Source organism: bacterium SCSIO 12844 (assembly GCA_024397935.1).
GTDB lineage: Bacteria > Pseudomonadota > Gammaproteobacteria > Francisellales > Francisellaceae > M0027.
In genome coordinates this window covers 1,747,794-1,766,023 of the sequence record CP073743.1, presented here as the reverse complement: position 1 = coordinate 1,766,023, position 18,230 = coordinate 1,747,794, and the positions used below count along the sequence as shown (strand labels likewise).

Sequence of the window (18,230 nt, the reverse complement as noted above, 5' to 3'; positions counted from 1 at the left end):
CAGATAGTGGTCGAGCTGAAGTTTATGATTGGAATGGAACTGCTTGGGTGCAGATAGGTTCTGACCTGATTGGTGACTCAGCCGGTGACCATTTTGGAGTTAATGTATCACTAAGTGCAGATGGTCAACGTTTAGCAGTTGGAGCATGGAATGATGATGATGGTGGCAGTAATGCAGGGTCAATTAGTATTTATGATTGGAATGAAGCAACGAATGATTGGGACTCAGTTGGGTCTGATATATTAGGAGAATCAGCTGGAGATTTACTAAATCGAGTTGCTTTCAGTGCTAATGGTAATATTCTTGTTACTGGTGCAAGATTGAATGATGGAAATGGTGCAGATAGTGGCCATGTAAGAGTTTATCAGTTAACTTCAACAGCAGAAAGCTTAGCTTATACTGAAAATGATCCAGCAACAGTTATCTATAGTGAATTCTTAATTACTGATGTAGATGATACGAATATAGAAAGTGCAACAGTTACAATTACGAACTTTAATGCTAGTGAAGATATTTTAAGTTTTAATGCTCCAGCACCTAGTGGTATTACTATTAATACATTAACACCAGGCATATTAATTGCTAATGGAACAGCAAGTTTATCAGCTTATCAAGATTTTTTTGAATCAGTTACTTATGAAAATAGTTCAGACTTTCCAGATTTAGCCACTAGAGAGGTAACTTTTATCGTTAATGATGGTGATGGTAACTCCAATACGATTACAGCAACAATTAATATTATAGCCGTCAACGATGCCCCAGTAGCATTAGCATCAAGTGTAAATACCAATGAAGATACGGCACATACCTTTAGTGCCGGTGAATTTAATTTTAGTGATGTTGATACAGGTGATGCGCTAGAGTCAATAACCGTAATCTTCTCAACAATCTCAGGTAATGGTGATTTAAGCTATAATGGCTCAACGATTACATCAGATACGGTTATCTTAACAGCAGATATCGGTTTATTGGTTTATACCCCAGATAATGACAACGGTGAAACAGCAAGCTTTGATTTTCTTGTCAATGATGGCGATACTAACTCTGCTACAGCTGCCACAATGACAATTAATGTTTCAGATGTCAATGATGCGCCAGTGGCATTAGCATCAAGTGTAAATACCAATGAAGATACAGCACATACCTTTAGTGCCGGTGAGTTTAATTTTAGTGATGTTGATACAGGTGATGCGCTAGAATCAATAACCGTAATCTTCTCAACGATCTCAGCTAATGGAGACTTAAGCTATAATGGTTCAACGATTACATCAGATACGGTTATCTTAACAGCAGATATCGGTTTATTGGTTTATACCCCAGATAATGACAACGGTGAAACAGCAAGCTTTGATTTTCTTGTCAATGATGGTGATACTAACTCCGCTACAGCTGCTACGATGACGATTAATGTTTCAGATGTCAACGATGCACCAGTTGCATTTGCATCAAGTGTAAATACCAATGAAGATACAGCACATACCTTTAGTGCCGGTGAATTTAATTTTAGTGATGTTGATACAGGTGATGCGCTAGAGTCAATAACCGTAATCTTCTCAACGATCTCAGGTAATGGAGACTTAAGCTATAATGGCTCAACGATTACATCAGATACAGTCATCTTAACAGCGGATATTGGTTTATTAGTCTATACCCCAGATAATGACAACGGTGAAACAGCAAGCTTTGATTTTCTTGTCAATGATGGTGATACTAACTCCGCTATAGCTGCCACGATGACAATTAATGTTTCAGATGTAAATGATGCGCCAGTAGCATTAGCATCAAGTGTAAATACCAATGAAGATACGGCACATACTTTCAGTAGCGGCGAATTTAATTTTAGTGATGTTGATACAGGTGATGCGCTAGAGTCAATAACCGTTATCTTTTCAACGATCTCAGGTAATGGTGATTTAAGCTATAATGGCTCAACGATTACATCAGATACGGTCATTTTAACAGCTGATATCGGTTTATTAGTCTATACCCCAGATAATGAAAATGGTGAAACAGCAAGCTTTGATTTTCTTGTCAATGATGGTGATACTAACTCTGCTACAGCTGCCACAATGACAATTAATGTTTCAGATATAAATGATGCCCCAGTAGCATTAGCATCAAGTGTAAATACTAATGAAGATACAGCACATACTTTCAGTAGCGGCGAATTTAATTTTAGTGATGTTGATACAGGTGACAGTTTAGAATCAATAACCGTTATCTTCTCAACGATCTCAGGTAATGGTGATTTAAACTATAATGGCTCAACGATTACATCAGATACGGTCATCTTAACAGCTGATATCGGTTTATTGGTTTATACGCCAGATAATGACAACGGTGAAACAGCAAGCTTTGATTTTCTTGTCAATGATGGTGATACTAACTCTGCTACAGCTGCCACGATGACAATTAATGTTTCAGATGTCAATGATGCTCCAGTAGCATTAGCATCAAGTGTAAATACCAATGAAGATACAGCACATACCTTTAGTGCCGGTGAGTTTAATTTTAGTGATGTTGATACAGGTGATGCACTAGAGTCAATAACCGTAATCTTCTCAACAATCTCAGCTAATGGAGACTTAAGCTATAATGGTTCAACGATTACATCAGATACGGTCATTTTAACAGCTGATATCGGTTTATTAGTCTATACCCCAGATAATGACAACGGTGAAACAGCAAGCTTTGATTTTCTTGTCAATGATGGTGATACTAACTCCGCTACAGCTGCCACAATGACAATTAATGTTTCAGATGTAAATGATGCGCCATTGATTAGTGGTAATGGTGTTTTAACAGATATAAATGAGGATGATACTAATCCAGCAGGTGATAATATTTTATCATTAGTCGGTTCTACTATCACTGATGTTGATAATGGTGCTGTCGAAGGCATAGCTATTACAGGAGCAGATAATACCAATGGCCAGTGGCAGTATTCAATAAATAATGGCTCAAATTGGATTAATATTACAGGAATATCTGATTTATCTGCAGTTTTACTTGCAGCAGATAATAGTAATAATAAAGTAAGATTTTTACCAAATGAAAATTATAATGGTAGTTCTGGTAATCTTATTTATCGTGCATGGGATCGAACTTCAGGTAGCGATGGTGATACAGATATTGATGTTTCTACTAATGGAAATACAACGGCATTTAGTTTAGATACAGAGATAGCTTCGTTAACTGTTAATCCAATAAATGATTCACCTATACTAGGTTTCGTTAATTTTGAACAACTAGGTAATGATCTTGATGGAGAAGCGGCAGGTGATCTTTTTGGCCGATCAGTTGCAACTAGCTCAGATGGTACAATTATAGCAGCTGGCTCGCGTGATCACGATAGTGATAGAGGACATGTCAGAGTTTATCAATGGGATGGAACAACATGGAATCAATTAGGTAGTAATATTGATGGTGAAGCATTAGGTGATCAAAGTGGTGAAAGTATAGACTTAAGTGATGATGGCTTAACGGTTGCAATTGGTGCGCAGAATAATGACGGTGGAGGTAATAATTCAGGGCATGTTCGCATTTATGATTATGATGGAACTAATTGGATGCAACGAGGCTTAGATATTGATGGAGGTTCAGCAGGTGATGACTTTGGTAGAGATGTTTCGCTAAGTGCCAATGGGCAAATTATTGCAATTGGTTCACCGCTTCCTGGTTCAACAGATATAGGTTATGCTCAAATTTATCAATGGGATGGCATAGCTTGGAGTCAATTGGGGGCTGATATAAATGGAGTGGCTACTCAGGATCGATTGGGTAATACAATTGCATTAAGCTCAGATGGGATAACAGTTGCGGTTGGTGCTCATGCTTCGGGAAGTAACACTAATGATAGGGTAGAAATTTATACCTTCAATGGTACATCGTGGGTTCAGAAAGGCACCGATCTTCTCGGTGGCACAGGTGATGAAAACTTTAGTATTGATCTTGAACTTAGTTCAGATGGTGATCGAGTTGCTATTGGTGCAAATATTTCAGATGATAATGGAGTAGATAGTGGTCGTGTTGAAGTTTATGATTGGAATGGAACAGCTTGGATTCAAGCAGGCTCTAACCTAATTGGTGCAGCAGGTGATAATTTTGGTGTAGGTTTGTCATTAAGTGCAGATGGTCAGCGCTTAGCAATTGGTGCAGCTGGAGCAGGTGCTGGTGGTGAAGTGTATATTTATGACTGGAAGACAACAACCAGTAGTTGGGATCTCGTTAGCTCTGCAATATTAGGGGAGGCATCTGGAGACTCACTATCACAGGTAGCACTAAGCAGTGATGGTAATTTTCTGGCAACAGGTGCTATTGGTAATGATGGAAGTGGTTCAGATAGTGGCCATGTAAGAGTTTATCAGTTAACTTCAACAGCAGAAAGCTTAGCTTATACTGAAAATGATCCAGCAACAGTTATCTATAGTGAATTCTCAATTACTGATGTAGATGATACGAATATAGAAAGTGCAACAGTTACAATTACGAACTTTAATGCTAGTGAAGATATTTTAAGTTTTAATGCTCCAGCACCTAGTGGTATTACTATTAATACATTAACACCAGGCATATTAATTGCTAATGGAACAGCAAGTTTATCAGCTTATCAAGATTTTTTTGAATCAGTTACTTATGGAAATAGTTCAAACTTTCCAGATTTAGCCACTAGAGAGGTAACTTTTATCGTTAATGATGGTGATGGTAACTCCAATACGATTACAGCAACAATTAATATTATAGCCGTCAACGATGCCCCAGTAGCATTAGCATCAAGTGTAAATACCAATGAAGATACGGCACATACCTTTAGTAGCGGCGAGTTTAATTTTAGTGATGTTGATACAGGTGATGCGCTAGAGTCAATAACCGTAATCTTCTCAACGATCTCAGGTAATGGTGATTTAAGCTATAATGGCTCAACGATTACATCAGATACGGTCATCTTAACAGCTGATATCGGTTTATTGGTTTATACCCCAGATAATGACAACGGTGAAACAGCAAGCTTTGATTTTCTTGTCAATGATGGTGATACTAACTCCGCTACAGCAGCCACAATGACAATTAATGTTTCAGATGTAAATGATGCTCCAGTGGCATTAGCAAGTTCAGTGAATACTAATGAAGATACAGCACATACCTTTAGTAGCGGCGAATTTAATTTTAGTGATGTCGATACAGGTGATAGTTTAGAGTCAATAACCGTTATTTTCTCAACGATCTCAGGTAATGGTGATTTAAGCTATAATGGTTCAACGATTACATCAGATACGGTTATCTTAACAGCAGATATCGGTTTATTAGTTTATACGCCAGATAATGGCAACGGTGAAACAGCAAGTTTTGATTTTCTTGTCAATGATGGTGATACTAACTCTGCTACAGCTGCTACGATGACGATTAATGTTTCAGATGTCAACGATGCCCCAGTGGCATTAGCATCAAGTGTAAATACCAATGAAGATACAGCGCATACCTTTAGTAGCGGCGAGTTTAATTTTAGTGATGTTGATACAGGTGATGCGCTAGAGTCAATAACCGTAATCTTCTCAACAATCTCAGGTAATGGTGATTTAAGTTATAATGGCTCAACGATTACTTCAGATACGGTTATCTTAACAGCTGATATCGGTTTATTAGTCTATACCCCAGATAATGAAAATGGTGAAACAGCAAGTTTTAATTTCCTTGTCAATGATGGTGATACTAACTCAGCTACAGCTGCTACAATGACAATTAATGTTTCAGATGTCAATGATGCTCCAGTGGCGTTGGCATCAAGTGTAAATACCAATGAAGATACAGCACATACCTTTAGTGCCGGCGAATTTAATTTTAGTGATGTTGATACAGGTGATGCGCTAGAGTCAATAACCGTAATCTTCTCAACGATCTCAGGTAATGGTGATTTAAGCTATAATGGCTCAACGATTACATCAGATACGGTTATCTTAACAGCAGATATTGGTTTATTGGTTTATACGCCAGATAATGATAATGGTGAAACAGCAAGCTTTGATTTTCTTGTCAATGATGGTGATACTAACTCCGCTACAGCTGCCACAATGACAATTAATGTTTCAGATGTAAATGATGCGCCATTGATTAGTGGTAATGGTGTTTTAACAGATATAAATGAGGATGATACTAATCCAGCAGGTGATAATATTTTATCATTAGTCGGTTCTACTATCACTGATGTTGATAGTGGTGCTGTCGAAGGCATAGCTATTACAGGAGCAGATAATACCAATGGCCAGTGGCAGTATTCAATAAATAATGGCTCAAATTGGATTAATATTACAGGAATATCTGATTTATCTGCAGTTTTACTTGCAGCAGATAATAGTAATAATAAAGTAAGATTTTTACCAAATGAAAATTATAATGGTAGTTCTGGTAATCTTATTTATCGTGCATGGGATCGAACTTCAGGTAGCGATGGTGATACAGATATTGATGTTTCTACTAATGGAAATACAACGGCATTTAGTTCAGATACAGAAATAGCTTCGTTAACTGTTAATCCAATAAATGATTCACCTATACTAGGTTTCGTTAGTTTTGAACAACTGGGGACTGATATAAATGGTGATCAAAGTAGTGATCGATTTGGTACAGCAATTTCATTTAATAGTGATGGTACTCGAGTAGCCATTGGTGGTTATTTACATGATAGTACTAGTGGGCATACTAGAATATTTGATTGGAATGGTTCATCTTGGGTTCAATTAGGTGCTGATCTTGATGGAGAAGATATTGGTGATTATAGTGGTTATTCAGTGTCTCTAAGTGCTGATGGTTCAAGAGTTGCCATTGGTGCAATTTATGCTGATGGTCCTGCTGGTCATAGTACTGGCCATGCGCGGATTTATGATTGGAATGGAACAGCTTGGGTTCAATTAGGTGCTGATATTGATGGTGAATCAATTGCTAGTAGAAGTGGTCATTCAGTTTCATTAAGTGCAGATGGATCAAGAATAGCAATAGGGTCTTACTATCATGATAGTAGTACTTCACGTGCTGGGCAGGTAGAAATATATGATTGGAATGGGACAGCTTGGGTTCAAGTAGGTAGTGATATTGAGGGGCAAGCTGGAGATTTTAGTGGAACCTCAGTTTCATTAAGTGCTGATGGTACTCGTGTAGCAATAGGTTCTCCCCAAAATGATGATAATGGTGTTAATAGTGGTACTGTTAGAATATATGATTGGAATGGAACAGCTTGGGTACAAGTAGGAAGTGATATTGATGGAGAGGCAGCTGATGATTATAGTGGAGAAAGTGTATCTTTAAGTGCTGATGGAACGCGTGTAGCGATTGGTGCTCCTTCAAATGATGGAAATGGTACAAATAGTGGTCATGTACGTATTTATGAGCTAATAGGTGGTGTATGGGTACAGCTTGGTGATGACATTAATGGTGAAGTAGCATTTGGTCGAAGCGGCGACTTTAATGCAGTTGCTTTAAGTGGTGATGGTAACCGAGTAGTAATTGGAGAACCAAGTAATAATGATAATGGTTCTTTTACTGGCAGTGCCCGAGTTTATGATTGGGATGGCTTAGCTTGGACTCAGATTAGCCCAGATATTGATGGAACAATAGTCAATGGTCTTAATGGCTCAGGAGTTGCTATTAGCGCTGATGGTACGACAGTAGCAATTGGAGCAGAAGATAGTTATGTTAAAATTTATGACTTATTTAGAACAACAAAAACATTATCTTATAGTGAAAATGATCCAGCGACAGTAATATCTTCTGAGTTTGCTATTACAGATATTGATGATGTTAACTTAGAAAGTGCAACAGTTACAATTACGAACTTTAATGCTAGTGAAGATATTTTAAGTTTTAATGCTCCAGCACCTAGTGGTATTACTATTAATACATTAACACCAGGCATATTAATTGCTAATGGAACAGCAAGTTTATCAGCTTATCAAGATTTTTTTGAATCAGTTACTTATGAAAATAGTTCAGACTTTCCAGACTTAGCCACTAGAGAGGTAACTTTTATCGTTAATGATGGAGATGTTAATTCTAATATAGCAACAGTTTTTATTGATATTATAGAAGTTAATGATCCACCAGAAATTAGTGTTGAAGCAGGCGATATAGATAGTGATATTTTAATTGAAACAGATGCGGGTTTAACTACTTCGGGTACATTAACAACTACTGATATAGATCTTACAAATACAGTCTCAGTAGCTGTTACAAGTGTTGTTGAATCTGGTGATGTATCAGAAATAACTAATGGAACTTTATTATCAATGCTTACTGTCACAAGTGGTAATTTTATTAATGCTACAGAAACAGAAGATACATTTACTTGGACTTTTAATTCAGGAGGAGAAGCTTTTGATTATCTAGCTTCAACTGAGACTTTAATATTAACTTATGTTGTAACTGTTACTGATAGTCAAGGTGCAACTGATACTCATAATATTACTATTAACATTAATGGTAGCAATGATGAACCAGAACTACATTTTGTTAATTTTCAACAATTAGGTGATGATATTGATGGTGAAGCTGCAGAAGATACTTCAGGTGGATCAGTTGCTATTAGTGAAGATGGTACAATTATAGCAATAGGTGCGCGTCTTAACGATGGTAATGGAATTGACTCTGGTCATGTTAGAGTATATCAGCATAATGGAACAATTTGGAATCAACTAGGTTCTGATATTGATGGTGAAGACCCAGGGGATTTAAGTGGTGAGAATGTATCTTTAAGTGCTGATGGTTTTACAGTTGCCATTGGCTCAATACGTAATGATGATGGTGTGGGGAGTGGAGTAGACCATGGTCAAGTTAGAGTTTATGATTGGAATGGTTCATCTTGGGTACAGCGTGGAACAGACCTTGAAGGTATAAACAGTGCTAATTTTGGAAGAGGTCTTTCTTTAAGTGCAAATGGCCAGATTATTGCTATTGGAGGACCTATTAATAATCCATCAGATCGTGGTTATGTTGAAATTTACCAATGGAATGGTAGTAATTGGAATCAATTAGGTTCAGATATTAATGGTGTTTTTAATTCGGATTTCTTGGGTTATAGTGTTTCATTGAATGCAGATGGCATGACAGTAGCAATAGGAGCTCATAGTAATAGTAGTGATCATGATAGAGTTGAAATTTATGATTTTAATGGAACTAATTGGGTACAACGAGGTGTAGATATTAATGGGGGGATAGGTGATGAAAACTTTGGTATAAAAGTTTCAATTAGTGCTGATGGTAATCGTGTTGCAGTTGGTGCTCCAGGTGCCGATAACAATGGTTCAAATAGCGGTCGAGTTGAAGTGTATGATTGGAATGGAATAGCTTGGATAAAAACAGGTTCTGATCTCATTGGTATTGCGGCAGGTGATAGTTTTGGAGGCGGTTTATCGATCAGTTCCGATGGTCAGCGCTTGGTGATTAGTGCGGGAGGAAATGATGCTGGTGGTAGTAATGCTGGTTCAGTTAATATTTATGATTGGAATGAAGCAATAAGTGATTGGCAACTTGTTGGTTCTGATATAATCGGTGAAGCCGCTGGAGATAGACTTCAAAATGTAGCACTAAGCTCTAATGGAAATGTGCTTGTGACAGGGGCTACTAGAAATGATGATAATGGTAGTAATAGTGGTCATGTTAGAGCTTATGATTTAACTTCCGTAGTTGTAACACTTACTTATTTGGAAAATGATCCAGCAACAGTTATATATAATAATTTCTTAATTACTGATGTTGACGATACGAATATAGAAAGTGCAATAGTAACAATGACTAATTTCATGGCGACAGAAGATATCATCAGTTATAGTGCAGTAGCAGGTATTACAGTTGATGCTTCGATTGCAGGAACTTTGACTTTAAGCGGTAGTAGCAGTTTGTCAGCTTATGAAACATTTTTTGCTGGCATAACTTATGAAAATACTTCAGATAGTTCAGATACAACCCCACGTACAGTTACTTATATAGTTAATGATGGTGATGGTAACTCCAATACGATTACAGCAACAATTAATATTATAGCCGTTAATGATACCCCAGTAGCATTAGCATCAAGTGTAAATACCAATGAAGATACGGCACATACCTTTAGTAGCGGCGAATTTAATTTTAGTGATGTTGATACAGGTGATGCGCTAGAGTCAATAACCGTTATCTTCTCAACGATCTCAGGTAATGGAGACTTAAGCTATAATGGTTCAACGATTACATCAGATACGGTTATCTTAACAGCTGATATCGGTTTATTGGTTTATACGCCAGATAATGACAACGGTGAAACAGCAAGTTTTGATTTTCTAGTAAATGATGGCGATACTAACTCCGCTACAGCTGCTACGATGACAATTAATGTTTCAGATGTAAATGATGCGCCAGTGGCATTAGCATCAAGTGTAAATACTAATGAAGATACAGCACATACCTTTAGTAGCGGCGAATTTAATTTTAGTGATGTTGATACGGGTGATAGTTTAGAGTCAATAACCGTAATCTTCTCAACGATCTCAGGTAATGGTGATTTAAGTTATAATGGCTCGACGATTACATCAGATACGGTTATCTTAACAGCTGATATCGGTTTATTAGTTTATACGCCAGATAATGACAACGGTGAAACAGCAAGCTTTGATTTCCTAGTCAATGATAGTGATACTAACTCAGCTACAGCTGCCACAATGACGATTAATGTTTCAGATGTAAATGATGCGCCAGTAGCGTTGGCATCAAGTGTAAATACTAATGAAGATACAGCACATACCTTTAGTGCCGGCGAATTTAATTTTAGTGATGTCGATACGGGTGATAGTTTAGAGTCAATAACCGTTATCTTCTCAACAATCTCAGGTAATGGTGATTTAAGTTATAATGGTTCAACGATTACATCAGATACGGTTATCTTAACAGCGGATATCGGTTTATTGGTTTATACGCCAGATAATGACAACGGTGAAACAGCAAGTTTTGATTTTCTAGTAAATGATGGCGATACTAACTCCGCTACAGCTGCTACGATGACAATTAATGTTTCAGATGTAAATGATGCGCCAGTGGCATTAGCATCAAGTGTAAATACTAATGAAGATACAGCACATACCTTTAGTAGCGGCGAATTTAATTTTAGTGATGTTGATACGGGTGATAGTTTAGAGTCAATAACCGTAATCTTCTCAACGATCTCAGGTAATGGTGATTTAAGTTATAATGGCTCGACGATTACATCAGATACGGTTATCTTAACAGCTAATATCGGTTTATTAGTCTATACCCCAGATAATGACAACGGTGAAACAGCAAGCTTTGATTTCCTAGTCAATGATAGTGATACTAACTCAGCTACAGCTGCCACAATGACGATTAATGTTTCAGATGTAAATGATGCGCCAGTAGCGTTGGCATCAAGTGTAAATACTAATGAAGATACAGCACATACCTTTAGTGCCGGCGAATTTAATTTTAGTGATGTCGATACGGGTGATAGTTTAGAGTCAATAACCGTTATCTTCTCAACAATCTCAGGTAATGGTGATTTAAGTTATAATGGTTCAACGATTACATCAGATACGGTTATCTTAACAGCGGATATCGGTTTATTGGTTTATACGCCAGATAATGACAACGGTGAAACAGCAAGTTTTGATTTTCTAGTAAATGATGGCGATACTAACTCCGCTACAGCTGCTACGATGACAATTAATGTTTCAGATGTAAATGATGCGCCAGTGGCATTAGCATCAAGTGTAAATACTAATGAAGATACAGCACATACCTTTAGTAGCGGCGAATTTAATTTTAGTGATGTTGATACGGGTGATAGTTTAGAGTCAATAACCGTAATCTTCTCAACGATCTCAGGTAATGGTGATTTAAGTTATAATGGCTCGACGATTACATCAGATACGGTTATCTTAACAGCTAATATCGGTTTATTAGTCTATACCCCAGATAATGACAACGGTGAAACAGCAAGCTTTGATTTTCTTGTCAATGATGGTGATACTAACTCCGCTACAGCTGCTACCATGACGATTAATGTCAGTGATACAAATGATACCCCAGTAGCATTAGCATCAAGTGTAAATACCAATGAAGATACAGCACATACCTTTAGTAGCGGCGAATTTAATTTTAGTGATGTCGATACGGGTGATAGTTTAGAGTCAATAACCGTTATCTTCTCAACAATCTCAGGTAATGGTGATTTAAGTTATAATGGTTCAACGATTACATCAGATACGGTTATCTTAACAGCGGATATCGGTTTATTAGTTTATACGCCAGATAATGACAACGGTGAAACAGCAAGCTTTGATTTTCTTGTCAATGATGGTGATACTAACTCCGCTACAGCTGCTACGATGACAATTAATGTCAGTGATACAAATGATACCCCAGTAGCATTAGCATCAAGTGTAAATACCGATGAAGATACAGCGCATACCTTTAGTAGCGGCGAATTTAATTTTAGTGATGTTGATACGGGTGATAGTTTAGAGTCAATAACCGTTATCTTCTCAACGATCTCAGGTAATGGTGATTTAAGCTATAATGGTTCAACGATTACATCAGATACGGTTATCTTAACAGCTGATATCAGTTTATTAGTTTATACGCCAGATAATGACAACGGTGAAACAGCAAGCTTTGATTTCCTAGTCAATGATAGTGATACTAACTCAGCTACAGCTGCCACAATGACGATTAATGTTTCAGATGTAAATGATGCGCCAGTAGCGTTGGCATCAAGTGTAAATACTAATGAAGATACAGCACATACCTTTAGTGCCGGCGAATTTAATTTTAGTGATGTCGATACGGGTGATAGTTTAGAGTCAATAACCGTTATCTTCTCAACAATCTCAGGTAATGGTGATTTAAGTTATAATGGTTCAACGATTACATCAGATACGGTTATCTTAACAGCGGATATCGGTTTATTGGTTTATACGCCAGATAATGACAACGGTGAAACAGCAAGTTTTGATTTTCTAGTAAATGATGGCGATACTAACTCCGCTACAGCTGCTACGATGACAATTAATGTTTCAGATGTAAATGATGCGCCAGTGGCATTAGCATCAAGTGTAAATACTAATGAAGATACAGCACATACCTTTAGTAGCGGCGAATTTAATTTTAGTGATGTTGATACGGGTGATAGTTTAGAGTCAATAACCGTAATCTTCTCAACGATCTCAGGTAATGGTGATTTAAGTTATAATGGCTCGACGATTACATCAGATACGGTTATCTTAACAGCTGATATCGGTTTATTGGTTTATACGCCAGATAATGAAAACGGTGAAACAGCAAGTTTTGATTTTCTTGTCAATGATGGTGATACTAACTCCGCTACAGCTGCTACGATGACAATTAATGTCAGTGATACAAATGATACCCCAGTAACATTAGCATCAAGTGTAAATACCGATGAAGATACAGCGCATACCTTTAGTAGCGGCGAATTTAATTTTAGTGATGTTGATACGGGTGATAGTTTAGAGTCAATAACCGTAATCTTCTCAACAATCTCAGGTAATGGTGATTTAAGTTATAATGGTTCAACGATTACATCAGATACGGTTATCTTAACAGCGGATATCGTTTTATTAGTCTATACCCCAGATAATGACAACGGTGAAACAGCAAGCTTTGATTTTCTTGTCAATGATGGCGATACTAACTCCGCTACAGCTGCCACGATGACAATTAATGTTTCAGATGTCAACGATGCCCCAGTTGCACTTGCATCAAGTGTAAATACCAATGAAGATACGGCACATACCTTTAGTGCCGGTGAATTTAATTTTAGTGATGTTGATACAGGTGATGCACTAGAGTCAATAACCGTAATCTTCTCAACAATCTCAGGTAATGGTGATTTAAGCTATAATGGTTCAACAATTACATCAGATACGGTTATCTTAACAGCGGATATTGGTTTATTAGTTTATACGCCAGATAATGACAACGGTGAAACAGCAAGCTTTGATTTTCTTGTCAATGATAGTGATACTAATTCAGTTTCAGCAGCTACCATGACAATTAATGTCAGTGATACAAATGATACCCCAGTAGCATTAGCATCAAGTGTAAATACCGATGAAGATACGGCACATACCTTTAGTGCCGGTGAATTTAATTTTAGTGATGTTGATACAGGTGATGCACTAGAGTCAATAACCGTAATCTTCTCAACAATCTCAGGTAATGGTGATTTAAGCTATAATGGTTCAACAATTACATCAGATACGGTTATCTTAACAGCGGATATTGGTTTATTAGTTTATACGCCAGATAATGACAACGGTGAAACAGCAAGCTTTGATTTTCTTGTCAATGATAGTGATACTAATTCAGTTTCAGCAGCTACCATGACAATTAATGTCAGTGATACAAATGATACCCCAGTAGCATTAGCATCAAGTGTAAATACCGATGAAGATACAGCGCATACCTTTAGTAGCGGCGAATTTAATTTTAGTGATGTTGATACGGGTGATTGTTTAGAGTCAATAACCGTAATCTTCTCAACAATCTCAGGTAATGGTGATTTAAGTTATAATGGTTCAACGATTACATCAGATACGGTTATCTTAACAGCGGATATCGGTTTATTAGTCTATACCCCAGATAATGACAACGGTGAAACAGCAAGCTTTGATTTTCTTGTCAATGATGGCGATACTAACTCCGCTACAGCTGCCACGATGACAATTAATGTTTCAGATGTCAACGATGCCCCAGTTGCACTTGCATCAAGTGTAAATACCAATGAGGATACGGCACATACCTTTAGTGCCGGTGAATTTAATTTTAGTGATGTTGATACAGGTGATGCACTAGAGTCAATAACCGTAATCTTCTCAACAATCTCAGGTAATGGTGATTTAAGCTATAATGGTTCAACGATTACATCAGATACGGTTATCTTAACAGCGGATATTGGTTTATTAGTTTATACGCCAGATAATGACAACGGTGAAACAGCAAGCTTTGATTTTCTTGTCAATGATAGTGATACTAATTCAGTTTCAGCAGCTACCATGACAATTAATGTCAGTGATACAAATGATACCCCAGTAGCATTAGCATCAAGTGTAAATACCGATGAAGATACAGCGCATACCTTTAGTAGCGGCGAATTTAATTTTAGTGATGTTGATACGGGTGATAGTTTAGAGTCAATAACCGTAATCTTCTCAACGATCTCAGGTAATGGTGATTTAAGCTATAATGGTTCAACGATTACATCAGATACGGTTATCTTAACAGCTGATATCAGTTTATTAGTTTATACGCCAGATAATGACAACGGTGAAACAGCAAGCTTTGATTTCCTAGTCAATGATAGTGATACTAACTCAGCTACAGCTGCCACAATGACGATTAATGTTTCAGATGTAAATGATGCGCCAGTAGCGTTGGCATCAAGTGTAAATACTAATGAAGATACAGCACATACCTTTAGTGCCGGCGAATTTAATTTTAGTGATGTTGATACGGGTGATAGTTTAGAGTCAATAACCGTAATCTTCTCAACAATCTCAGGTAATGGTGATTTAAGCTATAATGGTTCAACGATTACATCAGATACGGTTATCTTAACAGCGGATATTGGTTTATTAGTCTATACCCCAGATAATGACAACGGTGAAACAGCAAGCTTTGATTTTCTTGTCAATGATAGTGATACTAATTCAGTTTCAGCAGCTACCATGACAATTAATGTCAGTGATACAAATGATACCCCAGTAGCATTAGCATCAAGTGTAAATACCAATGAAGATACAGCACATACTTTCAGTAGCGTCGAATTTAATTTTAGTGATGTTGATACGGGTGATAGTTTAGAGTCAATAACCGTTATCTTCTCAACGATCTCAGGTAATGGTGATTTAAGCTATAATGGTTCAACGATTACATCAGATACGGTCATTTTAACAGCGGATATTGGTTTATTAGTTTATACCCCAGATAATGACAACGGTGAAACAGCAAGCTTTGATTTTCTTGTTAATGATGGTGATACTAACTCCGCTACAGCTGCCACGATGACAATTAATGTTTCAGATGTCAACGATGCCCCAGTAGCATTAGCATCAAGTGTAAATACCAATGAAGATACAGCACATACCTTTAGTAGCGGCGAATTTAATTTTAGTGATGTTGATACGGGTGATAGTTTAGAGTCAATAACCGTTATCTTCTCAACGATCTCAGGTAATGGTGATTTAAGCTATAATGGTTCAACAATTACATCAGATACGGTTATCTTAACAGCGGATATTGGTTTATTAGTTTATACGCCAGATAATGACAACGGTGAAACAGCAAGCTTTGATTTTCTTGTCAATGATAGTGATACTAATTCAGTTTCAGCAGCTACCATGACAATTAATGTAGGTGATATTAACGATGCACCAGTAATAGTTGATGACAATGTACTTTCTGATGAAGACTTAGTAATTACAATAAATCCTTTAGCTAATGATTTTGATGTTGATGGAGATCCATTAACTATCAGTAATGTTACTCACGGAGAGCATGGTGTGGTTACTATTAATCCAGATAATACGATTAATTATCAACCAGATGCTAATTATAATGGCTCAGATAGCTTTAGCTATACTGTATCAGACGGTAATGGTGGTATAAGTACTGCAACAGTTCAGGTGGTTATTAATCCAATTAATGATGCGCCAGTAATAGTTGATGATGATGTGCTTACTGATGAAGATTTAGTGATTATAATAAATCCTTTAGCTAATGATTTTGATGTTGATGGAGACCCGTTAACTATTAGTAATGTAACTCAAGGAAAACATGGTGTGGTTACAATCAACCCAGATGGAAGTATTAAATATATACCGGATGTTAATTATAGTGGCCTAGATAGCTTTAGTTATGCAGTATCAGATGGTAATGGTGGTTTTAATGTAGGTGAAGTAAATATTAGTGTTAATTTTATTGATGATGAACCTGTTATAGATAAAAACAATAATAAAAATACGCAAACATTACCAGAGACAATTGGTACAATTAAGTATATTGTTTATGACAATAAAATTATTATTCAAAGTTTAAATTTTTATACACCCGAAAGAGAGCTAGTTGAAAATATTTTTGCAGGTGATAGTCAATTAAATCATTTTTTTGGTTTTGAAGGTAGTCTAGAGGATATATTTGATATTAGAGAGTTTGAAGGTGATATATTAAGTTTAATTAATAATGCTTATAGTAATTTTGTTATTCGTGTAAACGATCAAATCGTCAGTGGTAAAGGTAGTCAGTTTGACCCTTATAAAATATATGTATCAAATGATTCTGAAATTTATTTAATGACGTTATTCCAATATTATGCAATGAGCATTGATGTTTCAGGTGAAAATGTAGAAGAAGGTTCATGGTACTTAAAAGCAAATGTTAATGAAAATGATATGTTTTTTACGCTTAACCCAGATTATGAAGGAGAGGTTACTCTAAAAATAGAATTATCAAGAGAGTCTAAGTTTACTGAAGAAGTACATTTTAATATTAATATAGGTTCAGATAAAAATAACCTTTCTAACGAGGGCTTGAATCAACAAGAATACGCAGCATTATTGCCAGGTGAGAATAACCTTAATCATTTATGGAATACAGATCCATCACGTGTTATGTCAAGATTACAAACAGACTTTACACATGCATTAGATAGTAATCAGTCTCTACCAATTATAGAAAATATTGTTTCAAGAATTTTAAGCGCTTCTTCAAAGTTAGACGACGTAAACCAGTCTGTTGATATGATTTTAAGTCGTGCAGCTCAAGCTGGAATGGAGCAGTCAGATCTTTCTAACTTAAGTGTCTATATGATTTTAAACCTCGAAAATAAAAATGATCGAGTTGAAGTAGTTAAAGCAATATTGAATAATGAAAATTCAAATAGAGAGACTATTTTAAACGTTTATCAATTATTGCTGGAAGAAAATAAAGAAGCTGCTGAATTATTTATGAAAGAAGCAACTAAGCAGTTAAGTGGTGATATAGGAGATGATATACTTCAATTTGGTTCAATTTCTGTTATTAATCCTGGTTATTTGTCAGCACTGAAAGAATCTTTATTATCAGACTCAGAGCAAGAAAAATTTATTCAACTTGATGCTAAGAAGAAAGCTTTAATTTATCAATTAGAGATTGAAAGAACTAAAAAGTATTTATTAAAGTTATTTGGTAAAGGCTAA

The 18,230-nt window shown here is 36.5% G+C and carries 1 protein-coding gene (only partly in view); it reads left to right on the top strand.

Annotated features, from left to right (window positions below; all coding sequences use genetic code 11):
- Window positions 1-18,230, top strand: partial view of a tandem-95 repeat protein gene (locus tag KFE69_08225; protein ID UTW41498.1) — the end only. The gene continues 21,967 nt to the left of window position 1, outside the view; 18,230 of the gene's 40,197 nt are visible here — the last part of the coding sequence; the start codon falls outside the window, past its left edge; the stop codon is at window positions 18,228-18,230.